The organism is Xanthobacter sp. NM-59, assembly GCF_021401125.1.
In the GTDB taxonomy this organism is placed as follows: Bacteria; Pseudomonadota; Alphaproteobacteria; order Rhizobiales; family Xanthobacteraceae; genus Xanthobacter.
In genome coordinates, this window is the sequence record NZ_JACBFQ010000004.1 from 100,479 (window position 1) to 124,469 (window position 23,991).

Annotated in this window: 17 protein-coding genes, 1 tRNA gene and 1 pseudogene; 4 read left to right on the plus strand and 15 right to left on the minus strand. The window is 68.5% G+C overall.

Annotated features, from left to right (window positions below; all coding sequences use genetic code 11):
* Positions 1 to 267 precede the first annotated feature (267 nt).
* The gene (locus tag L0966_RS09990) at positions 268 to 1,545 is read right to left on the minus strand and encodes an N-acetylmuramoyl-L-alanine amidase (RefSeq protein WP_234051757.1); all 1,278 of its coding nucleotides are present in this window, start codon (positions 1,543 to 1,545) and stop codon (positions 268 to 270) included.
* Between the two features lie 912 nt (positions 1,546 to 2,457).
* Between L0966_RS09990 and L0966_RS09995 the strand changes: the two genes are divergently transcribed.
* Positions 2,458 to 5,619, plus strand: coding sequence for a ribonuclease E/G (locus L0966_RS09995; protein ID WP_234051758.1), 3,162 nt, complete (start codon positions 2,458 to 2,460; stop codon positions 5,617 to 5,619).
* Between the two features lie 567 nt (positions 5,620 to 6,186).
* Here L0966_RS09995 and L0966_RS10000 read toward each other — a convergent pair.
* The 5 genes and pseudogenes from L0966_RS10000 to ribB form a co-directional block, all read right to left on the minus strand.
* Complete coding sequence (locus L0966_RS10000) at positions 6,187 to 7,365, minus strand: ABC transporter permease (protein WP_234051759.1); 1,179 nt, start codon at positions 7,363 to 7,365, stop codon at positions 6,187 to 6,189.
* Positions 7,366 to 7,385: 20 nt separating this feature from the next.
* Positions 7,386 to 8,378: an ABC transporter ATP-binding protein gene (locus tag L0966_RS10005; RefSeq protein WP_234051760.1), complete on the minus strand. Its 993-nt coding sequence runs from the start codon at positions 8,376 to 8,378 to the stop codon at positions 7,386 to 7,388.
* A gap of 202 nt (positions 8,379 to 8,580) precedes the next feature.
* Positions 8,581 to 9,315 (minus strand): annotated as a pseudogene (locus tag L0966_RS10010) (polyprenyl synthetase family protein); the annotation flags it as partial.
* Between the two features lie 350 nt (positions 9,316 to 9,665).
* Complete coding sequence (locus L0966_RS10015) at positions 9,666 to 10,490, minus strand: DUF1194 domain-containing protein (RefSeq protein ID WP_234051762.1); 825 nt, start codon at positions 10,488 to 10,490, stop codon at positions 9,666 to 9,668.
* 228 nt (positions 10,491 to 10,718) lie between these two features.
* A complete protein-coding gene (gene ribB, locus L0966_RS10020; RefSeq protein WP_234051763.1) occupies positions 10,719 to 12,029 on the minus strand; it encodes a 3,4-dihydroxy-2-butanone-4-phosphate synthase in 1,311 nt (436 codons plus the stop codon).
* Positions 12,030 to 12,248: 219 nt separating this feature from the next.
* Here ribB and L0966_RS10025 point away from each other — a divergent pair, with 219 nt between their 5' ends.
* Positions 12,249 to 12,812: an HXXEE domain-containing protein gene (locus L0966_RS10025; RefSeq protein WP_234051764.1), complete on the plus strand. Its 564-nt coding sequence runs from the start codon at positions 12,249 to 12,251 to the stop codon at positions 12,810 to 12,812.
* Here the strand turns inward: L0966_RS10025 and aroC are convergent.
* Positions 12,802 to 13,914: a chorismate synthase gene (aroC, locus tag L0966_RS10030; protein WP_234051765.1), complete on the minus strand. Its 1,113-nt coding sequence runs from the start codon at positions 13,912 to 13,914 to the stop codon at positions 12,802 to 12,804. The two genes, L0966_RS10025 and aroC, sit on opposite strands and share 11 nt — an antisense overlap.
* 160 nt (positions 13,915 to 14,074) lie before the next feature.
* Here aroC and L0966_RS10035 point away from each other — a divergent pair, with 160 nt between their 5' ends.
* Positions 14,075 to 15,388, plus strand: a complete 1,314-nt coding sequence (locus L0966_RS10035) for a hemolysin family protein (RefSeq protein WP_234051766.1) — start codon at positions 14,075 to 14,077, stop codon at positions 15,386 to 15,388.
* A gap of 445 nt (positions 15,389 to 15,833) precedes the next feature.
* Here L0966_RS10035 and L0966_RS10040 read toward each other — a convergent pair whose 3' ends face one another.
* The 4 genes from L0966_RS10040 to fabI all read right to left on the minus strand — a co-directional run bounded on the left by L0966_RS10040 (position 15,834) and on the right by fabI (position 19,081).
* Positions 15,834 to 16,586 (minus strand): hypothetical protein, encoded by a 753-nt coding sequence (locus L0966_RS10040; RefSeq protein ID WP_234051767.1) that lies wholly within the window; start codon positions 16,584 to 16,586, stop codon positions 15,834 to 15,836.
* Positions 16,587 to 16,933: 347 nt separating this feature from the next.
* Positions 16,934 to 17,536, minus strand: coding sequence for a histidine phosphatase family protein (locus L0966_RS10045; RefSeq protein WP_234051768.1), 603 nt, complete (start codon positions 17,534 to 17,536; stop codon positions 16,934 to 16,936).
* A gap of 166 nt (positions 17,537 to 17,702) precedes the next feature.
* Positions 17,703 to 18,218: a hypothetical protein gene (locus L0966_RS10050; RefSeq protein WP_234051769.1), complete on the minus strand. Its 516-nt coding sequence runs from the start codon at positions 18,216 to 18,218 to the stop codon at positions 17,703 to 17,705.
* 35 nt (positions 18,219 to 18,253) lie between these two features.
* Positions 18,254 to 19,081 (minus strand): enoyl-ACP reductase FabI, encoded by an 828-nt coding sequence (fabI, locus tag L0966_RS10055; protein ID WP_234051770.1) that lies wholly within the window; start codon positions 19,079 to 19,081, stop codon positions 18,254 to 18,256.
* Between the two features lie 176 nt (positions 19,082 to 19,257).
* On the opposite strand from fabI, the gene L0966_RS10060 reads away from it, so the two are divergent.
* Positions 19,258 to 19,334: transfer RNA gene (locus L0966_RS10060), tRNA-Pro, on the plus strand.
* Between the two features lie 1,099 nt (positions 19,335 to 20,433).
* On the opposite strand, the gene L0966_RS10065 is transcribed toward L0966_RS10060, so the two are convergent.
* The 4 genes from L0966_RS10065 to L0966_RS10080 form a co-directional block, all read right to left on the minus strand.
* Positions 20,434 to 20,586, minus strand: a complete 153-nt coding sequence (locus L0966_RS10065) for a hypothetical protein (RefSeq protein WP_234051771.1) — start codon at positions 20,584 to 20,586, stop codon at positions 20,434 to 20,436.
* Between the two features lie 197 nt (positions 20,587 to 20,783).
* The gene (locus L0966_RS10070) at positions 20,784 to 21,302 is read right to left on the minus strand and encodes a hypothetical protein (RefSeq protein WP_234051772.1); all 519 of its coding nucleotides are present in this window, start codon (positions 21,300 to 21,302) and stop codon (positions 20,784 to 20,786) included.
* A gap of 30 nt (positions 21,303 to 21,332) precedes the next feature.
* On the minus strand, positions 21,333 to 22,517 hold the full coding sequence (locus L0966_RS10075; protein ID WP_234051773.1) for an MFS transporter: 1,185 nt from the start codon (positions 22,515 to 22,517) through the stop codon (positions 21,333 to 21,335).
* Positions 22,514 to 23,863: an HdeD family acid-resistance protein gene (locus L0966_RS10080; protein ID WP_234051774.1), complete on the minus strand. Its 1,350-nt coding sequence runs from the start codon at positions 23,861 to 23,863 to the stop codon at positions 22,514 to 22,516. The genes L0966_RS10075 and L0966_RS10080 overlap by 4 nt, the downstream gene beginning before the upstream one ends.
* Positions 23,864 to 23,991 lie beyond the last annotated feature (128 nt).

A 23,991-nucleotide genomic window follows, 5' to 3' on the forward strand; every position in this document is an offset into this window, starting at 1 on the left:
GCGACATCGCATTACCGCGACTCGGCTTCGCTGCGAAGCGGCAGATGCCGGTGCGTAGCCGTTCCCGCACCGCTTCGCCATCACAAGGCCGCGACACGCGCGCGGACCATCCGAAGATGGCGACGGCTCGCGACGGGCCAATATCAGGCGGTACCGGCGGGCGGTAGCGGCTGGCGACAGCCGGCCCTTGCCCCTATGGCGGGCAAACATGGCCGCTTCGCGACCACGCGGATGGGGAGTTGGGTGAGGGGCGGGTTGCGTGGGCGCTCAGCGGCCGGCCTTGCCCGGCTCGGCGCGCTCGCCCTTGGCATTCTCGGCGCGGGCCGTCTGCCCGTCGGCGGGGGTGGCGTGGGCCACGCGCGGACCGAAGAAGTCGTTGACCGCCTCCACCATGGCGTCCGCAACCTCGTTGCGCCAGGTGTCGGAGGTGAGCAGCTTCAGATCCTCGCGGCTGGACATGTAGCCGAGCTCCACCAGCACCGAGGGGACGTCATGGGCCCGCAGCACGCGGAAGCCGGCGGACTTGAGCGCGCCGTGATGGGTGCGCGCCACGCTTTTCATCTGGTGCACCAGCTGGCGGGCGAAATGGGCGGAAAAGCTGCGGGTCTCGCGCTGGGCGAGATCCACCAGAATGCCCGCGACGGCATCCGATTCATCGCTCAGGTCCACGCCGGCGATGAGGTCGGCCTTGTTCTCCTGGTCGGCGAGGCGGGCGGCGTCGGCGTCGCTGGCGGTCTCGGAGAGGGTGTAGACGCTGGCGCCGCGGGCCTTGCCATCATTGCGGGCGAGGGCGTCCGCGTGGAGCGAGATGAACAGGGCCGCCTGATGCGCGCGGGCGATGCGCACGCGCTCGCCGAGGGGAATGAAGGTGTCGGTGCTGCGGGTCATCACCACCCGGTAGATGCCCAGCTTCTCCAGCTTGTCGCGCAGCACCAGCCCGGTTTCCAGCACGATATTCTTTTCCGCGTACGAGCTGTAGCCGGTGGTGCCGGTATCGATGCCGCCGTGGCCGGGATCGATCACGATCACGGGGCGGGTGTCTCCAGCCGGCGGAACGATGGGTTCGGGCGTGGCCGCTTGGGGGCGGGTGGCGGTGGCCAGGGTGCGGGCGAAGGTGGCGGCGTCGGTCGGCACCAGGTCCAGCACCAGCCGAGCGGGCTGGTCGTCCACGGCGTCAAGAATGAAGCTCTTGTCGATGGAAACGGGGCCGCCCACCTCCAGCACCATGCGGGCCTTGCCGGGCGCGAACACGCCATAGCGCAGGGCGCTCACCAGCCCGCGCTGCATCGGCTGCGGCGCCATGGAGAACACCACATCGTCGAGGTCCACCACCACCCGGTAGGGATTGGCGAGGGTGAAGGTGCGGATATCCACCGCCCGGTCCAGGTCGAGCACCATGCGGGTGCGCTGGCCGTCGCCGGCGAGGCGGGCTTCACGGGCAAGGGTGGGCAGGCGGGCCGCCGCGGGCGCGGCCGGCCGCGTGATGCTTCCGGTCGCCTCCGGCGCGGGGGCTTCGGCATTGCGGCCGGCGGCGGCGGCCGGCATGCAGAGAGCGGTGCCGCACAGCGCAACGAGCAGCGCGCGGCGAATCGGGCCGCCCCTGCAGGACCGGGCCGCCGCTCGGAAAAGTCTGGTGTGCCAGGCGGTTTGGACCATGCGCATCCCGTCGTGCCGGTGACCGGGCGGCGGCGATGGCCAATGGGGCCCGCGCCGCACGTCCTTAACGGATAGGGGCAGGTGCGTTAACCTTTGGTTGACACCTCGCCGCCGGCTGGGGATAGCGCCTGCGGCGTCGTGGTCGCGACACGGGTGAAGTGCTGTGTCGGCAAGCCGTCGCGCCCTGGCGTCCCGCTGCGAGGGACCGTCGGCACACGCATAAACCTTGCCAAGCGGGAATGAGGGCGTCTACAAAAGGCGCGTACACAGTTCGCGTTCCGGACCAGGCTCTTCGGCCACCGGCTGCCGCGGCTGCCGCGGGTGTTCCTCTTCAGGCCCGGAAGTACGCGTGGCCCTGGTGCAGCGCGCTTTCCGGCCTTAGTGGCCCACTCCTCGTCGTCGGTCGCTCTCTTTCGGCGCAGCGCGCCAGCAAGGAGAGCCGGCGGCATTTCGAGCGGCGGTCCCGGCGACCCTTCCGAAACATGCCTTCGAGGAACGTTCTGGAGAATCGGGCGGGCGTGTGCCGTAGCCGGATCGGGGCCTTGGCTCCGGGGCCGGTTGGACCTTTCATCGAGGACCGGGTAGCCGAGGGCATGGACTTTTATCCGCACGACCGGCGCGTTCGCCGCGCCAGAGTGTGCCCCGACGTCGAGGGTGTGAACGACACGCCCCGGCGCGACCGATCCTCTGACTCTTTCCGTCATCACATCCGGCGTTCGAACGGCGTTCCGGCGGGGGTCTGCGACACCTCCCGGCGCCTGTGGCGGAGCTGTGGCTCCGGCGCCGTGAAGAGAGAATTCAATGGCGAACAAGATGCTCATCGATGCGACCCACCCGGAGGAAACCCGGGTCGTGGTCGTGCGCGGGAACAGGGTCGAAGAATTCGACTATGAGTCCGCCACCCGCAAGCAGCTGCGGGGCAACATCTATCTGGCCAAGGTCACGCGCGTGGAGCCCTCGCTCCAGGCCGCGTTCATCGAATATGGCGGCAACCGCCACGGCTTCCTCGCCTTCAGCGAGATCCACCCCGATTACTACCAGATCCCGGTCGCCGACCGCCTGGCGCTGATCGAGGAGGAGGAGCGCGCCGCGCGCCTCGCCGAGGATGAGGCCGACATGCGCGAGAAGCGCCGCGAGCGCGGCCGGTCGCGCAAGAGCCGCGCCGATGCCGCCGTCAGCGAAGAGGTGGAGGAGGCCGATGCCGCCGCCGCTCCGGAAGCCGCGACCGCCGAGCCGGCGGCTGAAGGCGTGGAGGCGGCTGCCGTTTCCGCTGCGGAGCCCGATTCCGCCGTTGATGCCGAGCCGGCGACTGCGGTCGAGCCGGTCGAGAACGCGCCTGTAGATGAGGCGTCGGCTGATGCCCCCGTCGCCGCCGAAGCTGAAAGCGCGCCCGAGGCCAAGCCCGCTGAAGAGCCGTCCGAGGCGCCGGCGGAGGCCGCTCCCGTGCACGCGCATGTGGATACGGTGACCGCGCTGCTCGCCACGGCGGAAGCCGCAGAGGCGGAAGAGGAGCGCGAGGAGGCTGCGGCCGAGGCTGCGCTGGGCACCGCGCTGCCGGCGCCCGCACAGCAGGTGGTCGCCCTTGAGGCTCACGCCGAGGAGGCCGAGCGCCGTCATGAGGCCGAGGAGGGTGAGGTCCAGCCCGCTCCCATCCTGCCTGAGGACGAGGACGCCCCCGCCGAGGCCCGCCAGCCCCAGGACGACGAGGAAGAGGACGAGGACGACGGCGACGTCGACCAGATCGACGAGGAAGAGGAAATCGAGCACCTGGGCTCCGACGAGGACGCCCTCGAGGAGGTGCCCGAGCGCGCGCCCCAGCGTCGCGCCCGTACCTATAAGATCCAGGAGGTCATCCGCCGTCGCCAGGTGATGCTGGTGCAGGTGGTGAAGGAAGAGCGCGGCAATAAGGGCGCGGCTCTCACCACCTATCTGTCCCTCGCCGGCCGCTATTCGGTGCTGATGCCCAACACCGCCCGGGGCGGCGGCATCTCCCGCAAGATCACCAATGCCGTGGACCGCAAGCGCCTGAAGGAAGTGGTGCAGGACCTGGAGGTGCCGGAGGGGATGGGCATCATCCTGCGCACCGCCGGCGCCAACCGCACCAAGACCGAGATCAAGCGCGACTTCGAATATCTCCTGCGTCTGTGGGAGACGGTGCGCGAGCTCACGTTGTCGTCCGCCGCGCCGAGCCTTGTCTATGAGGAGGGATCGCTCATCAAGCGGGCCATCCGCGACCTCTACAACAAGGACATCGACGAGGTGCAGGTGGCCGGCGAGGACGGCTACAAGGAGGCCAAGGACTTCATGCGCATGCTCATGCCGAGCCATGCCAAGGCGGTCCTGCCCTATCGTGAGCCGCAGCCCATCTTCGCCCGTTACGGGGTGGAGCAGCAGCTCGACGCCATGTTCTCCCCGGTGGTTCAGCTCAAGAGCGGCGGCTACATTGTCATCAACCCGACGGAGGCGCTGGTCTCCATCGACGTGAACTCCGGCCGCGCCACCCGCGAGCACCATATCGAGGACACCGCGCTCAAGACGAACGTGGAAGCCGCCGAGGAAATCGCGCGCCAGCTGCGGCTGCGCGACCTCGCGGGCCTGATCGTCATCGACTTCATCGACATGGAGGAGAAGCGCAATAACCGGGCGGTCGAGCGCAAGCTCAAGGATTGCCTGAAGAACGACCGGGCGCGCATCCAGATCGGCCGCATCTCCCATTTCGGCCTGCTCGAAATGTCGCGCCAGCGCATCCGCACCGGCGTGCTGGAAAGCTCCATCGAGGTGTGCCCCCATTGCGGTGGCACCGGTCATGTGCGCTCGGCGGCCTCGGTCTCGCTCCAGCTCCTGCGCGCTCTGGAAGAGCAGCTGTTGCGCTCGGCTTCCAATAATCTCATCGCCCGCACCCGGGCCGAGGTGGCGCTCTATGTGCTCAACCACAAGCGCGCTCACCTGCGCGACCTGGAAGAGCGCTTCAACGTCACCTTGACCATCGAGGCAGACGAGACGGTGACCGGCCACCAGCCGTTCATCATCGACAAGGGCGACCTCGCCGCTCCGCCTGCGCCCGCGCCGCGCGCGGCTCCGGTGGTGCACCCCGATTCCATCGCTCCCGATGAGGCATTCGTCGAGGAGGAGGAAGACGAGGTCGATGAGACCTTGGAGGCCGACGCCGAGGGCGATGCGGCCGACAAGGCCGACGAGAACAATCGTCGTCGTCGTCGCCGCCGCCGCCGGCGGCGCCCGGGTGAGCGGGACGAGACCCGCGAGTCGGAGGCCGATGGCGAGGACGAAGAGGAAGTCTCCGCCGAGGCCGAGGAGGCCGAGGGCGAAGAGGAGCCGGTGTCCGAGGACGAGTCGGGCGAGGATGACGCCAATGATCGGCGCCGCCGTCGCCGCGGCCGCCGGGGCGGCCGCCGCAATCGCCGCGAGCGGGATGGTGAGGACGGTGCCGCGGAGGGTGAAGCGGGTGAGGGTGAACTCACCGCTGATGAGACTGCCGGCGAAGGGGAAGAGGAACAGCCCGCTCCGGTCGCCGAGCCGGTGGCAGCAGCGGCTGAAGCCGAGCCCGTGACCGCGCCGGTCGTGGAGGCTCCTGAAGTCGTTGCCGCTGAGGCCGCACCGGCTGCCAGCGAGCCTGCGGAGCCCGAAACCGGCCGCCGTCGCCGTCGCTCGACGGTGCGCGAGAAGGCTCCTGCGGTGGCGAAGACTGAGGATGCCGAGCCGATTGCCGGGGAGGGCGAGGCTGCGCCCGCCTCCGAGGCGCCGGCCATCGCGTCCGAGCCGGCCGTGGAGGCCAAGGCTGAACCAGGTGAGCCCGCGGACGCAGGCAAGACGGAAGAGGTGGCTCCGGCTGCGGAGCCCTTGGCCGGCGAGCCTTCCACTGAAACGCCGGCTGCCCCTCCCGCGGATACGCCTTCGGCAAAGCCGCGCTCGGGCTGGTGGCAGCGTAAATTGTTCGGCGGCTGACCGTCGTTTTCCCGCCGGTGGCTCGTGCCACCGGCGGTTTTGTTTTGGGCCGACGCGGGGGTGAGCTACGCGGAGGCCTTTTGAAGCGGGGGCAGGGCCCCCCGTTGGCGCGGCGAGTTGGCGAGTGCGCCGAATTTCCCCCGCGTTCAGTGGCGCGCGGGTTTCTGCCGGCTGGTCGCTGTGGTCAACCACGCCGCAATGCCTCGAGGCCCCGACGCAGACAAGCGGGCCGCAGATAGGCTGGTCACCCCGTCACCTCATCCTTGGCCCTGAGCCGCTGCCCGAGCGGGTGCCTACCTGAACGGCTGTGTTTGCAGTCGCGGGAGAGGTGCTCTGTCGGGCCGGCCCTTTCGCTGCGCGTATCACGCACCCCGGCATCCATGTCATGGGCTGGGGGTGGTGCCGGGCGGGGCCCTCGTGTCGCCGTGGGCGGGGCTTGGTTGGGCGTGCGCTCGGGCGACTGCCGAGGCGTGCCCTCGAAAGGGATGCTGTCGCGAAGGGCGTGGGGATGGCCGCGCGAGGCGATTTCGCGGGTTCACGGATGGGCTCCGGCGGGCTGGGCCTGCCTTAAAACATCCGTGCTGCGCGGTGGGTCAGCCAAACCGCGGCAAGACCACCCGCCAGCGCGAACGCCAGCAGCACCGAAAGCGGCAAGACGAGCACTTCCGGAGCCGCGCCGCGCCACAGGGCATCCTGATAGGCCTCGATGCCCCAGGCTGTCGGGGTCAGCTGTCCCAGGCGCTGCAGCCAGTCGGGCATGAGGACGCGCGGGGCGATGGCGCCTCCGGCCACGGAGAAGAGCAGCACCAGGATCGTCGAAAGGGCGCGGACCTGTTGCCGGGTGCGGCAGGCCGCCGCCAGCGCGAGCGCCACCCCGGCCGCCGCTGCCGCACAGGCGAGGGACACCAGCAGAAAGGCCGACAGGTGGGCGGTGACGCCCACCCCGTGGACCAGCTGCGCCACCGTGAACAGCACGACCGCCAGGGCGAGCCCCTGGAGCACCAGAAACGCGAACTTGCCCAACAGCAGCGCGCCGAGGCCGCCTGGTGCCATGAGCACACGGTCGAACACCCCGCAGCGGCGCTCTTCCACCAGGCTCGCGGCCCCCCGCAGGGCCGCGACCAGCAGGAACAGCAGGGTGATGGCGGCGGCATAATAGATGACGCCGGGCTGCGCCGGCGCGCGTGACACCGCCTGGTTGGCGATCAGCGCGCCGCCGCCGTTGGCGGCCCGTTCGGGCGCGCGGGCCATGGCCTCCTTCAGGCGCCGTGTCTGCTCACTGCTGAAGGGGCCCGCCAGCTCCTCAATCTGCATGGCCGCGCGCGACAGTGTGGCGGCACGAAACGCGGCGTCGAACACGGTGTGGATGCGCCCCATCAGCACGGCGCCCGCCAGCGCGCGTCCGGGATCGGTAATGACCAGAAAGGGCGGCTCCGGCGTAGCCACGGCAGGGTCATCCCGCACCACCAGGCCCACATCCACGCCACCCGCGTGCACCTGGGCCTCGACCTTCGCGGCGGCGTCAGGGCCCGTGAGGAGGGTCAGGCGGGTGCCGGGGGTGGCCGCCAGTGCGTCGAGGACGGCAGCAGCGGTAGGGGCGTCGGTGAGGCGGGCGGCGGCCACCGAGAGGGAACCGGCACCGCCGGCGCTCTCCGCAAAGATGGCGGCGAACAGCAGGAACAGCAGCGGCGGCAGAACGAAGGTCGTGATCAGCGCGCCGCGATCACGCAAGAAAGACAGCGCCATGGCGCCCATCACCGCGCCCATCACGCGTCCCGACCGGTGATGGCGCCGTAGATGGCGGCAAGCCCTGCGGTCCTCAAGGTGAGCGCGCGCGGCGGCAGGCCCAGGGAATCCAGGCGCGACAGCAGCTCGCTCACCGCCCGTGGGGAATCGGAAATGAGGCCGTGCGCATGCGCCCCTTCCAACGTGAAGCCCAAGGCCGAAAGGAACCCCGCCTGAAGCTGCGAGGGCGGGGTGCTGAAGGCGAGCTCCACCAGCCGCCGGTGCGCGAAATCCTGTGCGGCGAGGGTGCGTACGGCGCCTTCCAGGGCCAGTCGTCCGGCCTTGAGAATGGCGACGCGTTCCGCCACCCGCTCGGCGAGCTCGAAATCCTGGGTGATCAGCAGCACGCCCAGCCCTTCGCCCGCGAGGGTTCGCAGCAGGCTCACCAGATCCTCGCGCCCGAGGGCATCCATGCCGGCGGTGAGCTCGTCGAGCAGCAACAGGCGCGGGCGCCCCACCAAAGCCGCTGCGAGATTGGCGCGCCGTTGCCACTCTTCGGAAAGGCGATCAATGCGCTGGTCCTGCCGCGCGGCGGTTCCGGTGCGGTCCAGGGCCTGGGTCACGCTCTCGCGGACCTCTCTCAGGCCCAGGCCCGAGAGCTCGGCGAAGATGGAGAGGTTTTCGGCGATCGTGAGTGTAGGGTAGAGGGCGATGTCCTGCGGCACGAGGCCGATTTTCCCCCGCGCCTCGGCGCGGGTGACGGGAACACCGCAGATCCGCACCTGCCCGGCGCGCGCCGGCAGGCGGCCGCAGATGGCACGCACCAGGGTGGACTTGCCCGCTCCGCCGGGGCCCATCAGCACCGTAATGCAGCCCGCCGGCACGGTCAGGTCCACGTTGTGCAGCACCCGAAGTCGCCCGTAACCGGCATCGAGCCCGGTCACCGCGAGCGCGGGTTCTTCGCCCGCCGCAGGCGGCGGACCGGCCGGCGGGGGCTCCGGTGGCTGCACGAGGCGCAGGTGCGAGGGGGGCATGGGCGCGCTCACGGCCGGCTCAGCATGGCCTGGCCTCCACCACGTCGCCGAAGGCAGAGCGCAGGAACAGGCGCAGGGGCTCGTGGCCTTCGTCATTGGGGCCGAGGCGCCGCGAGGCGTCGCCGGCGCCCATCACATGCTCGGCCAGCAGCTCGCGGGTGCGCGCCGCGCGCAGAGGGGCGCGGGGGGCAGAAGCATCGCGCGTGGCGTCGAGCAGGTGATACGCATGCCCCACATGGCTGGCGAAAAAGATGAGGTGGGCCAGCCGCTCCTCCTCCAGCCGCGCCACCCGGCCGGCGAACTCGGCGGCGAGGGGGAACAGAAGGCTGCTCGTGCGCCGGCTGACCTCATCCCCGGTTGGTGCCGGGTGGCCGGTCGGGCGCAGATCGTCAAAGCGCACGCCGCACAGGCCGAGGGAGCCAACCGCCAGGGACAGGGAGGTCCCCGCCTGGAGCCGCACGCATTCGTCCACGCCGGGCGCATCCGCCACCACGCCAAAGGCGCGCGAGAGCAGGGAGATGGCGGCCAGAAGGGCCACATCATCCCCACAGTGCCCAACGCCGGCAGGCTGCGACTGGAGTCTTGCGGCGTGGTTGTTGCGGGGCAGGGTGTCCATGAAGCGGGAGGCCGCGTCGACCATCTCCAGCGCACAGCCCAAGTCGAGCACCGCGTGCTCGGACATGTCGAGCTGAAGGGCGGCGGCGATGGCGAGCAGGGGCGCCAGCCTCTTGCCCGGGCTGAGCAGAATGTCGCGCATGGCGGCATGCAGGGCCCCCGGGTGGAGGGCCGTCGGCGGCACCAGCTGGCCGAGCCGACGCTCGATTATTGCGTGCAGATAGGAGGAATTCGCGCCATGGAGCCCAGGCGGAGCACACTCGGCCGCGAGGGGAGAGGCTTCCTCCCGCGGGGCGCTGCCCTGGCTTGCCTTGTGCCTCATGACCACCTGCTCTTCACGACCTTCGCCCGATGCCCGCGAACGCGCCGTCGACAGCTCGTCCGGGCCGACTTTAGATCATTCTCTCTGAACCGCTACTAGGGCATTTCCCCGTTTGCGGGGTGGGCGAAACGCGTCAGCTGACTGCGCCGGGTGGCTTTCCTCGCCCCAAAAGCGCCGGAGACCATGCCATCGCGCAGGATGTGGCCCGTGCGTTGCTGGCAGCACCGCGGGAGGGGATGGCCGGGAGTTCGTCCCCTGAGACTTGTTCACGAGCCTTGCCCGTGAGCGCGCCCTTTTTGCTGGGAGGACGGCGCAGGTGCCTGAGCCCGTGGGGGGCGGCGTCGCGGGCCTCAATTGGCCCAGTGATCGAGCCACATCTTCTCGCCGATGGTGCAGGACACCCGCGGCTGGGCCGAGCTGGCGGGCACCACGAGGCTGGGCGCCGGCGGCGGCACCACGCCGGCCACCTCCATCACCAGCTTGGTTTTCACCGCGCGGGCGAACTCGGAAATATGCTCCACCGGAATCACGAAGGCGCCAGGGCCGCCGATGACGCAATCCTCGTAATAGAGATCAAGCTCGGGGGCATCCACGGCGGCGGCGGAGCCGCGCTTCATGACCAGCGGCAGGCCGTTCACGGTGATGCCGCGCTCCACCACCGAGTCACGCGCCACCACGACCGGCGGACCCTGGTTGTTCACGCCGTCTCCGGAAATGTCGATCACCCGGCGCAGGCCCCGAAAGCCGTTGAGGTCGAACTGGTCGGCGCTGTAGAGCAGGGCGCCCGAGATGGAGGTGCGGTAGACCCGGTGCAGCGGCGCGGCGCGGATGGCGTCCGCGAAGGTCTGGGCGGATTGCGGGCCGTCGATGAGCTGCCACTTCACCGCCACGTCCTGCTCGCTCTCGCCGGCCCATTCCACATAGACGACCGCGATGCGGCCATTCGGGCCCAGTCGCAGGGCTTCCAGGAATTCGGGGGAGGTGATGGCAGCGGCATAGCCGTCGCGCTGGAGGGCCTGCTCCTCGGTGTCCATGGAATAGGAGATGTCCACCGCCAGGACCAACTCCACATCCACCGGCAGGCGCCCGTCATCCGCCGCCGCGGGCCGCGCCTCCTGGGCCGCAAGGGCCAGGCCCAGCAGCCACGATCCGTACCACAGCCTGCGCGTCATCATCACCCATGCTCCCCTGCGTCGGGCATCCGCGACATGTCGTCGCGATGATGCTGACATCATCGGAGCGGGTGCAAAAGAGCTTAGCCGTCTCCCTTGGTTGCGCCGGTGCGGCGCAAAGGGGCATGAATGAAGGATTGCGGCCCGAAGAGGGAGTGTCGTGCCGTCGTCACAATTAGTTGAAGACGAGGCCCCTGCACGCCATTTGTGCATGGGCCTCGTCTTTCTGCCTCACTGATCGAGGGTTTCGGTCTCGATGATCTCGATGCCGAAGCCGCCCAGGCCCACATAGGTGCGGGCCTTGGAGGCGAGCAGGCGGATGGAGACGATGCCGAGATCCCGCAGGATCTGGGCGCCCAGGCCCACCTCGCGCCAGTGGCGATCGCGCTCGACCTCGCTGGAGGTCTTCTCCCCCGCGCCCAAGGCGGAGGGGGGCACGCCGGCGGTGCCGTCACGCAGATAGACCAGCACGCCGCGGCCCTCAGCCTCGATGCGCTCCAGCGCCTTCTGGATGGACTTGCCGCCAGCGAAAGCGTCGGCGATGGGGTCCGCCCGATGCAGGCGCACCAGCACCTTCTCGCCATCGCCGATGCGGCCCTTCACCAGGGCCAGATGGTTCACCGAATCAAAGGGGGTGGTGAAGGAATAGCCCTGCAGCTCACCCACGCAGGTGGGCACGGGGAACTCTGCCGCCCGGGTCACCAGCTTCTCGCGGGATTGGCGGTAGGCGATGAGGTCGGCCACCGAAATGCTGGTGAGCTTGTGGGTTTCGGCGAACTCGGCCACCTGGGGGCCGCGCTTCACCGTGCCGTCGTCATTCACCAGCTCGGAGATGACGCCCACGGGCGGCAGGCCGGCGAGGCGGCACAGGTCCACCGCCGCCTCGGTATGGCCGGAGCGCATGAGCACGCCGCCTTCCTTGGCGATAAGCGGGAACACATGGCCCGGCCGCACGAAATCCGCCGCGCCCATGTTGGGATTGGCCAGCGCGCGCACGGTGTTGGTGCGCTCTTCCGCCGAAATGCCGGTGGTGGTGCCGTGCTTCACGTCGATGGAGATGGTGAAGGCTGTGCCCAGCGGCGCGTCGTTGTTCGACACCATGGGGTCGAGCCGCAGGCGCTTGGCCTCGGAGGGCGGCAGCGGGGCGCACACGATGCCGGACGTGTTGCGGATGACGAAAGCCATCTTCTCCGGCGTCGCCAGTGAGGCGGCGAGGATGAGGTCGCCTTCATTCTCACGGTCGTCGTCATCGGTGACGACGATGATTTCACCACGGGCGAAAGCTTCGATGGCGGCCTGGACGCGGGCCTGGGTACTGTCGGTCACGGCGGAACCTCGCAGACTGAGCGGAGGAAGACCGAGGAAATCGTTGGGCGTCACCTCGTGGCCGGTGGCCTCTGCGATCCTCTCGGCCGTCTCGCGGGAGATCCAGGCCCTCTCGTCATTGCACAAAGCGGTGACGCTGGCGGGAGATAGCCCCACCTTGCGCGCGAACGCGCTGCGCTTTGTTCCATTGCTCGAAAGCCATTCCGCGAGCTTCATGGGCTCAGCATAACAGGGTGAATTTCAGTGACAATAAAATTTCTTGAAATTCAGCCATACTGAAATCCGGCCGGCGCCGCAGGGGATGCAGCCGGCTCCCAGAGCCTGAGAGAGCCCCGCGCGGCGGCTCGCGTCAAGGCTTGCGAGCTCTCCACTTGCGATCCCGGCTTGCGATCCGTGAGCGGCGACGTCACTCTCAAGCTGAAGCGGAGGGGCGTCATGCAAAAGTGGCTCGCGGCCCATTGGGTCGCCGGTGCGGCCTTCATGTGCGGGGCGCTGCTGCTGGTGCTGCCCTTCACCGGCGGCGGGGCGGAGCGCATCATCTATCTCGCCGGGCCCGTCTATATGCTCCACCAGGTCGAAGAGCATCTGGGCGATCGCTTCCGTGCCTTCGTCAATGCGCGCGTGTTCGGCGGGGTCGAGGCGCTCACCGTGGCGGACGTGCTGTGGATCAACCTGCCCGGCGTGTGGGGAATCAACCTGCTGGCGCTCTATGCGGCCCATTGGCTGGCGCCCGGCTGGGGGCTGGCGGCGCTCTATCTCATCCTGCTGAACGGCATCGCCCATGTGGGCATGGCGGTGGGGCTGAAGGGCTACAATCCCGGCCTCGGCACCGCTGTGGTGCTGTTCATCCCGTTCGGTCTCTACGGCATCGCGGCGGTGCCGGGCACGCTGGCCCAGAACCTCTTCGGCCTCGCGGTGGCGGTGCTGGTGCACGCGGCCATCATGGTGGCCGTGAAGCGCAACGCCGCGCGGGGCCGCGCCGCAGCCCTCAGCGCGTGAACGGCCAGTGGGCGCCTTCGCCCACCTGGCCGCGATGGCGCAACAGGTGGTCGGCGAGCACGCACCACACCATGGCCTCACCCACCGGCACGGCGCGGATGCCCACGCAGGGGTCGTGGCGGCCCTTGGTGAACAGCTCCGTCTCTTCGCCGAACTTGTCCACCGTGCGCCGGGGCGTGAGGATGGAGGAGGTGGGCTTCACCGCGAACCGCGCCACAATGGGCGCCCCGGTGGAGATGCCGCCCAGGATACCGCCTGCATGGTTGGCCAGGAATTGCGGGTGGCCCTCATTGCCGCGCCGCATCTCGTCGGCATTCTCCTCGCCGGTGAGGCGGGCGGCGTTGAAGCCCTCGCCGATCTCCACCGCCTTCACCGCATTGATGCCCATGAGGGCGGCGGCGAGGTCCGCGTCGAGCTTGCCATAGAGCGGCGCGCCGAGGCCCGCCGGCACCCCTTCCGCCACCACTTCCACCACGGCCCCCACGGAGGAGCCGGCCTTGCGGATGGAGTCGAGGTAGTCGGTCCAGGCAGGCACGGTTTCCGCATCCGGGCAGAAGAAGGGGTTGTTGCCCACCTCGTCCCAGTTCCAGCGGCTGCGGTCGATGGCGATATCGCCGATCTGGGTCAGGGCCGCGCGCACGGTGACGCCCGGCAGCACCTTGGCCGCGATGGCGCCGGCCGCCACCCGCGTCGCCGTCTCGCGCGCGGAGGAGCGCCCGCCGCCGCGATGGTCGCGGATACCGTATTTGATGTCATAGGTGAAATCGGCATGGCCCGGCCGGTAGGCGCCGGCGATGTCGGCATAATCCTTGGAGCGCTGGTCCACATTCTCGATGAGAAGGGCGATGGGCGTGCCCGTGGTGACGAGGCCACCTTCCGGATGCTCCAGGGTGCCGGAGAGCACCTTCACCGCATCCGGCTCGCGGCGCTGGGTGGTGAAGCGCGAGGTGCCCGGCCGGCGCCGGTCGAGGGCGGCCTGAACCTCCTCCACCGTGAAGCGCAGATTGGGCGGGCAGCCGTCCACCACGCAGCCGATGGCCGGCCCGTGGCTTTCGCCGAAAGTGGTGACGCGAAAAAGCTGCCCGAAGGTATTGAACGACATGGCCCGACCTATTCTGCTGCGCCCGCCCCATAGACGACATCACGCAGATTGGAAACCACTCCGCCGCAGGTGCGGTATTATAGTGCGTTAATGTCACTCTGAAGGTGCCATGGCACGCGAGAAGTGATAAGAGGAGGGGGACGGAGCCTCATTTCCCGCCATGCCTTTCCTTGAAATCCTCATCGTTGTCGCCCTGGTGCTGTTGAATGCGGTGCTTGCGGCGGCGGAGCTTTCCATTGTCTCGTCCCGGCCTGCGCGGCTGAAGACCATGGCGGAGCGCGGGCGCTCCGGCGCCCACGCAGCCTTGGCCCTTGGCGCCGAGCCGGGCCGATTCCTTTCCACGGTGCAGATCGGCATCACCCTTATCGGCATCGTGGCCGGCGCTTTCTCCGGCGCGGCCCTGGGCTCACAGCTGGGCGATGCGCTGCGTGATGCGGGCATGCCTGCGAGCGTTGCCGGGCCAGTTGGCTACACCGCCGTGGTGGCGGCCATCACCTACGTCTCGCTGGTGATTGGCGAGCTGATTCCCAAGCGCCTCGCTCTGCAGAACCCCGAACGGCTGGCCTGCATGGTGGCGCCGCTGATGGTCGGCCTTTCCAAGGTGTCCGCGCCGGCGGTGTGGCTGCTGGACGCCTCCACCCGCCTGGTGCTGCGCCTGATGGGCGAGGGGGGCGACCGCGACAATGCGGTGACCGACGAGGAGATTCGCGCCATCATCACCGAGGCGGAGACGGCTGGCGTCATTGAGCCCGCAGAGCGTCGCATGATTTCCGGCGTGATGCGGCTGGCGGATCGGCCGGTGACCGCGATCATGACGCCCCGCACCGATGTGGAGTGGGTGGACATTTCCAAGAGCCCGGACGAAGTGCGTGCCGAGCTTCTCGAAACGCCCCATTCGCGCCTGCCCGCCTGCGAGGGCTCGCCGCAGGAGACCATTGGCGTCATCCAGGCCAAGCGCGTGCTTGATGCCTATCTGAAGGGCGAGAATCCCGATCCGCGCGATTTCGTGCAGCCCGCCCCCTTCCTGGTGGAGACGGTGGGCGCGCTGGAGGCCATGCGCATCCTGCGCGGCTCGGAAGTGCCCATGGGCATCGTCGTGGACGAATATGGCGACATGGCCGGCGTGGTGACAGGCTACGATTTGCTCGACGCCATCACCTCCACCGTGCCCGTGGACACCCAGACTGAGCGCCACATCGTGGAGCGCCAGGACGGCTCCTACCTGGTGGACGGAGACACGCCCATCGACGAGCTGATGGAGCTGATCGACGTCGAACTCCCGGTGGACGAGGGCTTCCACACGGTGGCGGGCTTCGCCCTCTCGCGCATCAAGGAACTGCCCGAGGAGGGCGCGGTGTTCCACGCCCATGGCTGGCGCTTCGAAATCGTGGACATGGACGGCCGGCGCATCGACAAGCTCCTGGTCTCGCGCCCCCACGTGCTGCACCGCCAGAAGGTGGCCGGGTCGGAGTGAGGAAGGCCGCCGCGGGCGATTGCGGTATTCCGCAGCCCGCGGTCAGCGCCCGCGCGCTTGGCGGCGCCGGTTCGATGGCTGTCCTGCCGGGCTCGTCCTCGGCCTCCGTTGGTCTTCCCAGCTTGTGCCCGCCTTGCACCCCTCACCGCCGGGAACGCGGGCGAGGGCTTTTGCGGTGAGTTGAACGGACCGATTGGAAGGCTTCGGCAAGGGCATTTTCTGTTTTCGCGAAATCGGGAAAATGCGCTAGCCCTTTGCATTTCTGCGCTTTTCCCACACGCGCCGGCGTCCACCTCGCGCCAAGCGCTGTCACGGCTGCCGCACGCTTGGGGCGCCACAGCCCGGCGGATGGCTTGAAGCGGCCATCCCCTTCCCCGTTTGCGGGGCGGGGCGGTGACGCCGCAATCCGCCCCTAAAATCGGCTCCATCGCGCTGGCCGGCCGTCTCAATCCCGTCGCGCGAGTGAGCGCAGGAAGCCCTCGTATTCCTCGGTCAGCTCCATATCCACGGCGAACGCATTCTTCAGGAGGATGTTGGCGATGAAGGCCTGGTCGTTCTTCGGATCGGCCAGGGTGTCACGCAGCACCGGCACCGTGTCCTCGATGTGCTTGAGGAAGGCGATGCCCTTTTCCAGGGTTTCGTTCCACTTGGCGCGGTGCCACAGGGCCAGCGGATACATGATTTCGCTCACGAAATTGGATTTGCGCGCCTTCTCGAAGAAGCGCAGGCCCGCGCTCCAATTCTCCTTGGCGCGCAGCGGCGGGGGCGGGATGTCGCCGAGCAGCATTTTCTTGCCCGCCTGGCCCACGAAATCATCCAGCGTCACCGGCGCGTCGATCTGGGAGCGGAAGTGCCACAGGGCGAAATTGCCAGGATATTCCTTGCCCATGGCCTCGATCAGGGCGGCTTCCACCTTGTCCACGGCGGCTTTGTCGCCCTTCAGCGCGGCGGTCATGCAGAAGGCGAACAGCGTGTCGTTTCCCACATTATGGACGCCGCCAGTCGCAAGCTGCTGGGGCGTGAGGGCGGGCGTCTTGCCGTCCACCGGGGCCACCGGCTCACCGGCGCGCTGGGCCATGATGTAGGACGTGATCTCCAGCCACGGCATGTAATTGGCAATGAAGGCATCCGGGTCCACGTGCACGATGGCCAGATTGAGGGGCATCTTGCGCTTTTGCAGCTCGGCCATGTCGGTCATGGAAATCCCCTGAAATGTGAGAGCGTAGGGCAGAAAGAACGCAGGCGGGAAACGCGGGGCGAGGGCCCGGCCCGAGCGGAAGCGTCGCCTTCGCGACACCGCACGCGCGAACAAGTTGTCGCAGCAAGAAAAATGCCAAGGTGCGGCAGGTCCGCCCCGGCCTCGGCCGCGCGGGAGCGATGGCCTCCATGCGAATCGAAGGTGTCGGAAGCCAGGGCGGCGCCGCGCACTGCGCTTCGCCCGAACCACTCATTGTTGTGGGTGCTCGTCCGCCGGCAGGCCGGGCCTTCCGCTCAATGCTGTGCGGGATCGGTGCCGCGCGACTCTCGCTGGGGTGCGCTTCGCGCTCAGTCGGCCACGTCGAAGCGGCCGCCGGACACCACATAGACGGCGCCCTGGCGCACCGGCAGTACCGCGGCTTCTTCCGCGGGCATGCCCGCGAGCACGTGCAGCGCCGCGCGAATGACGCCGCCATGGGTGACGATCACCGCATCGCCCGGCAGCTCGGAAATCGCGGATGTCACGCGGCGGGAGAGATCCACATAGCTCTCGCCCTCGGGCGGCACGAAGCGCCACGGGTCGCGATCACGCTTGCGCACGGCGTCGAAATCCCGCCGGCGCAGCTCCGGCCAGGTCTGGCCCTCCCAGCGTCCGAAGGAGAGTTCGGCGAAGCGGATGTCGGTGGAAAAATCATGCGCCGGCAGGTCGAGGCTGGTGCGCAGAATGCGCATGGTCTCGGTGGCCCGCACCAGGGGGCTCGAAATGAAGGCCAGCTCCTCCGGCGGTCCGGCGAGCTGATGCAGTACGCGCCCGACGCTTCCGGCCTGGATGCGGCCGAGCGCGTTGAGCGGCACATCCCGGCGCCCCTGCAGGCGACCGGCCACATTCCAGTCCGTCTCTCCATGGCGGACCAGAAAAAAGCGGTGCCGCTCATCGGAGGCGGGACTCATGCCGGCGGAAGCCGGGGCCGCCCCGACGGAGCCCCTCGGGTGGGTCGAAGAGATCATGGCCGCTGCCCCATCGGTGAAGACGCCGCTTGCTCGCAGGGGCGCGCGGAACCACGGAGTGGGCGAATCATCTGCACACGCGGCGCGGGGGCCGCTTTTGCCCAGGTCATCAGCGCGCGGGCACCGCGACGACGTGGTCGTACCACGCGCCAAGGGAGGGGTAGGTCACGCGCAAGGTCACGGTCTGGCCCGGGGCGCGGCGGCCCTTGTACTGCACCACGGCGCCCTTGGCCGGATGGCCGACGCACAGATTGGTGGCGCCGCCATCAATGCCGGTGGCGACGAAGCGGCCGTAGGCCACGCTCACCTTCGCGCCAGGCGGGGCCGACAGCACCTTGATGGTGGGCACCTGGCTCTGCTGGCAATTGTAGTCGGACGTTCCCGCCGCGAAGATGCCGCCCTTGGGGAGCTGCGCCGCGGGGCCCATGCCGATCATGTAGGAAATGCCCGGCTGGCTGGGTGTCACATAGTTCGGGAAGAAAGCGCCGCCGGGACCGAAGACGCGATCCCGGAGCGGGTATTGCTCCAGGGTGGGCAGGCTCTGCGCGCCGGCGCAGGTCGCCGCCGCGCCCAGGGCGAGCGGGGTGGCGAGCGCGGCAAGGACGAGGCGCAGGGCTGTCCGCATGATCTGTCTCCTGTTGGCGCGCCGCGAGGGCCGACTCACTCCTTGACCAGAGCGAGATCCGGCGCCTCGGGATGCTTCATGCCAACGATATGATATCCGGCGTCCACATGGTGGATCTCACCGGTCACACCTCGCGACAAATCCGAAAGGAGGTACACGCTGGTGTCGCCCACCTCGTCGGTGGTGACGGTGCGGCGCAGCGGAGAGTTCAGCTCGTTCCACTTCAGGATGTAGCGGAAATCACCGATTCCCGAGGCGGCCAGCGTCTTGATGGGGCCAGCGGAAACGGCATTCACGCGAATCGCCTTGGGGCCCAGGTCGGCGGCAAGATACCGCACCGAGGCTTCCAGGGCCGCCTTGGCCACGCCCATCACGTTGTAATGGGGCATCCACTTCTCGGCGCCGTAATAGGTGAGGGTCAGAAGCGAGCCGCCATCGTTCATCAGCTTTTCCGCCCGCTTCGCGATGGCGGTGAAGGAATAGCAGGAGATGAACATGGTCTTGGTGAAATTGTCCGCCGTGGTGTCCACATAGCGGCCGTCGAGCTCGTCCTTGTTGGAAAAGGCGATGGCGTGCACCACGAAATCGAGCTTGCCGAACAGCTTTTCGGTTTCCGCGAACACCGCGTCCAGGGTGTCGGGCTCGGTCACGTCGCAATGGCCGACAAGGTGCCCACCCAGCTCGGCGGCCAGCGGCTCCACGCGCTTCTTCAGCGGCTCACCCTGATAGGTGAGGGCGATCTCAGCGCCCGCAGCACGCGCGGCCTTGGCGATTCCGTAGGCGATGGATCGATTGTTGGCGACACCGAGAATCAGCCCGCGCTTGCCCTTCAGAAGACCGCTCGCGAAACCGTCCGTCGCCATTTGCCCATACTCCACATGATCAAGCCGTTGATGCCGCACGGTCGCACCTTCTGGCAAAGGAACGCCCCTTCGGCCGGCTTCCTATGACATGGGGCCATCCACCGTTCAAGCGAGCATGGCTCAACTTGGCACTTGCATCGGGAGGAAAGGGCATGTTAGAGGCATCGCCCTGGCCACGGAGTGTAGCGCAGTCTGGTAGCGCACCACGTTCGGGACGTGGGGGTCGCAGGTTCAAATCCTGCCACTCCGACCAGTGGCTTCAGAGGTTTCCATGACCAGATGGAAGCCGCGCCGGCAGAACGAAGGGACAAAGTTCCCGTCTGCACACAACGGCGCTCCGACATTGACTGCGGAAATGCCGCAAACAGCCAGTCGGCCTTGTTTCTTTTCCAAAATCCAGAAATCGCATGTTGGGCTCAGGGGCGCAGCGCCTAGATTCCCTGGAGCTTGAAGCTGCCGGCCTGCGAATCGCGCGCGGCATCGGCGTGTGATTCGCGGTCTTGCCGGTGGAGAATCGCCGCGTGCCTCGCGCTGCACGCGATTCCGGTGGGCCGCATGTGCGCAAGCCGATCGGAAAATGTGGTGGAGACCGTCTGTGCCTGGTCCCATCATCATCTCTCAGTTGGGCGATGGTTATCCCTCTGACCGGCGACGGTAAGAAAAAATCGCGCGCGGCTGAATTGTGAATTCATCCGTTATGCAGCGTTTGCTGAAAAACACGCCGGCGACGGTCATTGGTCTCTCTCCGATTTCAGGAATATGGATCTGCGGAGTCGTCTGCTGGGGGGGGGGCGAGCGGGCTCGCGCTGGGCGTCATCATCCGGCGGCGTTCATCGGGTTTGCATGCGGCCAGGAAAGGCTGCCTCGCTGGGTTCCGCATCTGCAGGGGGCCCCGGTATCGGTTCTCCATTCACGCGCCTGGTGATGAGCCTGATCCCTGTCGCACCGATCGCCTGGCGGATCGCGCCGTACCCACCCTGATCTTTCGGGGCGAATCAGATCTGGCTGGCGGTGCGGACGTCGCGTCTCGCTACATGCGGTCCAGCGCGATAAGGCTCCACATCCTGCGCTGCGATCATGGTGTCGTGCGGCCGGTCGCCAGCGGAAATGGGGTCGCCGAACGAACGGCCGCTTTTGTGGAGGGGCTGCGTCGGTCGGTTGGATGGGCCTCGCCGCGCGCCCGGGGGCAGAGCACGGGCCTGCCGTCTGGCGAAATCGTCCCCAAGCGCAAATGCTGGCCCAAGCGCAAATGCTCGGCCCTTCAGCGGGCTGGCCGATCGTCGCCTGCGCTCTGTTTCCCCAATCCGGGCGCGGCCAAGCAACGCCCACGGGCGTGGTGCGCGGGCGAGCTCCTAGAAAATCTCCAGCCCGTCCCGCACCGTATCGTTCAGGCCGGGGGCCTGCTGGCGATCGAGCCGGTTGAAGATCTCCCGCAGGCGGGCTTCGACGCGCAGCATCCAAATAAGCGCGGCCACCGTCACGATGGCGAGAATCGCGGTCGTCATGGGTTCCATCCTGATGTCCGGAGCGCAGCTGGGAGGTCGCTCCAACGGTCCAGAAAACACCATTCCGCCAAATACGCCGGCGAGCTCGGGAAAGGTTGCAGGAAGTTGCGCAACCTATCAATTGCAAAATGGCCGGCTGCGTCATCTTACCCCCCAATGCGCGCGGCGGATCCGCCGAAAGGGGGATGGATCCGCCTTCAGGCGAGATCCAGCCGCCATGCAGCCGAAAGGCTGTAGCGCATGGGCGCGAAGCGGCGCCAAAGCCGCGTCATGTCGTCGAGCGAGAGGTCCTCGCGATGGGCCTCGCAGATACGACCGGCGGTGATGCCTTCGTCGCAGCTCAGCCGATGCGCGGCCTTCGCGAGGCTTGCTGCGTCGAACAGGGGCTCTGCAGAGAGAGTCATGGCCGCGCGCGCCATCAGGCGATGGATCGCCGTGTCCTCGGGCGCGAAGGCGCCGATCAGCAGCCGCAGCTGCCATTGGCCGGCGCCGCGGGTGCCTTGCCCCGCCGCCAGCGGGCGGGGGGCAAGGGGAGAGGCGGCTGGCGCCAGGCCGTGCAGATGCACGAACAGGCCGTATTCGGGCGCGCGCCAGGGGGAGCTCACCAGCGCCGCGGGACTGTCCGGCAGGTCCGAAACCGCGCTTTCGAGGCGGGCGCGGAGGGCTTCCACGGCGATGGCGGGGAGGTCGGCTTCACGCATGTCCGGCTGGGTCATGGCTCTTCCTTTCCTGCGGACCGGTCCGCGTCAGGAGGCGTCGCGCAGCCTCCAGGCGGCCAGGGCGAAGAGCGTGCAGGATATGGCCGCGAATATGGCGAGGCCGTGCACATGGGCCTGCATGGACACGCCCGCCAGAAGCGGGCCCAGCAGCGCGCCAAAGCCCCAGAACAGGCCACTGACCGCGTAGATGCCCACAAGGTCGCCCCCCTTGAAGCGGGCCCCGACGATGGTGATCATGATGGTGTAGATGCCCACGAACGCGCCGCCCCACACGAACAGCAGGCCGTATGTCGCGACCGCATGGCCCAGCGCCAGCGGCCACACGGCGGCACCCAGGGCTGCGAACACGGCGAGCGCGATCACCAGCCGCCGGCGGTCCACCGTGTCGCCAAGCCAGCCGATGGGCAGTTGCAACAGGATGGCGCCGACCATCATCACCGACATCAGCCGCGTGGCATCCTGCTCGCCCCAGCCCAGGCCGATGGCGTAGAGGGCCAGGAAGGAGAGGCCGGCCGTCTCGATGGCCGCATTGAGCGCGGTGGCGCCCAGGGCGAGCGGGGCCAGGCGCAGATAGTGCACCGGCGAATCCACGCTCGGCTCGTCGAAATGGGGCGCCGGCACGCGCGGCGAGGCGATGAACACCACCGCCGCCAGGCAGATGGCCGCCCCGAGCCCATAGGGCAGCAGCCCGCCGGAGCCCACCAGCGACAGGATGAAGGGCCCCAGCGCCAGCCCGACCGAGAGCGCGGCCGTATAGGCGGCCATGGCGCGGGCGCGGGTGCTCTCCGTCGAAAGGGCGTTGATCCAGGTTTCGGAGGTCACGAACAGCGCCTCCGCCGCCATGCCCAGCACTAGCCGCAGGGGGAACCACAGCCAGATGGAGGGCACCGCCGGAAACGCCATGAGGGTGAGCGTCGACAGGCCAAGCGAGCCGATGATGATGCGCCTGGCCCCGAACCGCGCCACCATGCGGGGCAGCAGCAGGGCGGTGACGAGCACGCCCACGGCATGCATGGCGGCATTGGCGCCGATGACGGTCTGTGACACGCCATGCTGGGCAAGCCCCAGCGCCACCAGCGGCGCGCTCAGCGAATAGGTGAGGCCGAACACCGCGGCGGTGGCGATGACCGCGGCCCGGGCCAGGATATGGCCGCCAGCGGCATCACCGCTGGCTTGCGGCGTGGAGAGTTCGGCGGCGTCGGGGCCCGTCATGGCATGCTTTCCTGGGTCACGGAGGCGCGCGCCGCGCGCAGGCGGCGGAGGAAGTCGCCGAGACGGATGACGAAGGAGGGGGCGTTGGGCTCGACGATGCGCTTCAGCGTGCGGGCATAATCGAGCACCAAGCCGGGGGTCCAGCTCATGGCCCCGGCGCGGGAGCGGATGTAGGCGGCGGCCCACAGGTCCGGGTTCAGCAGCAGCAGGCCCAGGCGCATCCAGGGCAGGCGCGCCGACAGAGCTCCTTCCAGCGCCGAATCGAGCGCGGCGGCCACCGCGACGGAGCAGTTGCGGTTGGTGAGGTTGTAGGTGTCGTCCTGCCGGTAGCCGGCCCAGTAGGCGCGCAGGCGGCGGGCATCATAGGTGAAGAAGTCCACCCGCTGGTCGGCCTCGCACCAGTTGGCGGCTTCCTGGGCGTATGAGGGCTGGAAGCGGCCGCGCACATCATTCTCGGCGGACGCCCGCAGGCGGCGGGCGAAATCTGCGGAGCCGCTCTCGATCTCCTGCGCCGGATAGTGGCTGATATAGAGATCCGGCGTCAGCTCAAGGGCCGAATGGCCGGTGGAGATGTGGCCGTCCGTATCCACGGCGGCGATGTAGCGGTCGATCAGCAGCCGGCGCCCGCGCACGTCGGCGGAGCCCACCGGGGTCCAGACCCGCACCGTCATGGGCTGGTCGTGGTGCTGGGGGCGCGAGGGCGGGGCGCCCTCGTCGCTCACCAGGACCGGGGCATTGTCATACCAGTTGCGGACCCCGAACAGGGGCAGCGCCAGAATCGCCACTTCGTCGAGATGGTTGCGCAGCATCAGGGCGGTGCGCAGGATCACGCCGCCGCTCACCAGAAGCAGCAGGCTGACGCAGACCGGCACGTTGAGTCGGTGCGGAAGGGGCCAATCGGTGACCACCAGGCCCGCCAGCACGATCTCCGCCGCGCCGATGGCGGCCATGGTGCGCCAGCGCGGGAAACGCACCATCACCGAGGAGACGATGCGGGCCACGCCATCCACCGCGAAGGCGAGGCCGAACAGGATCGCCACCGCCATCTCGTTGTGGAGCGGAAGATCGATGATGAGGCCGCCCAGCACCATCAGCGCCAGCGAACGGAGGATGGTGAACAGCCGGCCGGTGGGGCTGGGGCTCGCAATGCCGATCAACAGGCCGAGCAGCCCCTCGAACAGGAACACGTAGCCGAAGAGGTTGGTGGCCAGTGAAACGGTGCCGTCCACCAGATCGGCGAGGATGACGAGGGCCAGGGCGAACAGCGCCAGGGCGACGATGAGAAGACCCCACCACCGTCGGCGCAGCGCCTGTGCGCCGACGAGAATGAACGCGAGCTGCACCATGGGCTGCTTCCGGAAGATGACACCTCGAACGAGGCGCCGGAAGATGCCCTGAGGCCCGGGCCGGACGCAATGGAGAAAAACGCGCCGCCGGCACCGTGGCGGGCGCCACCGTGCCGGCGGTTTCTGAA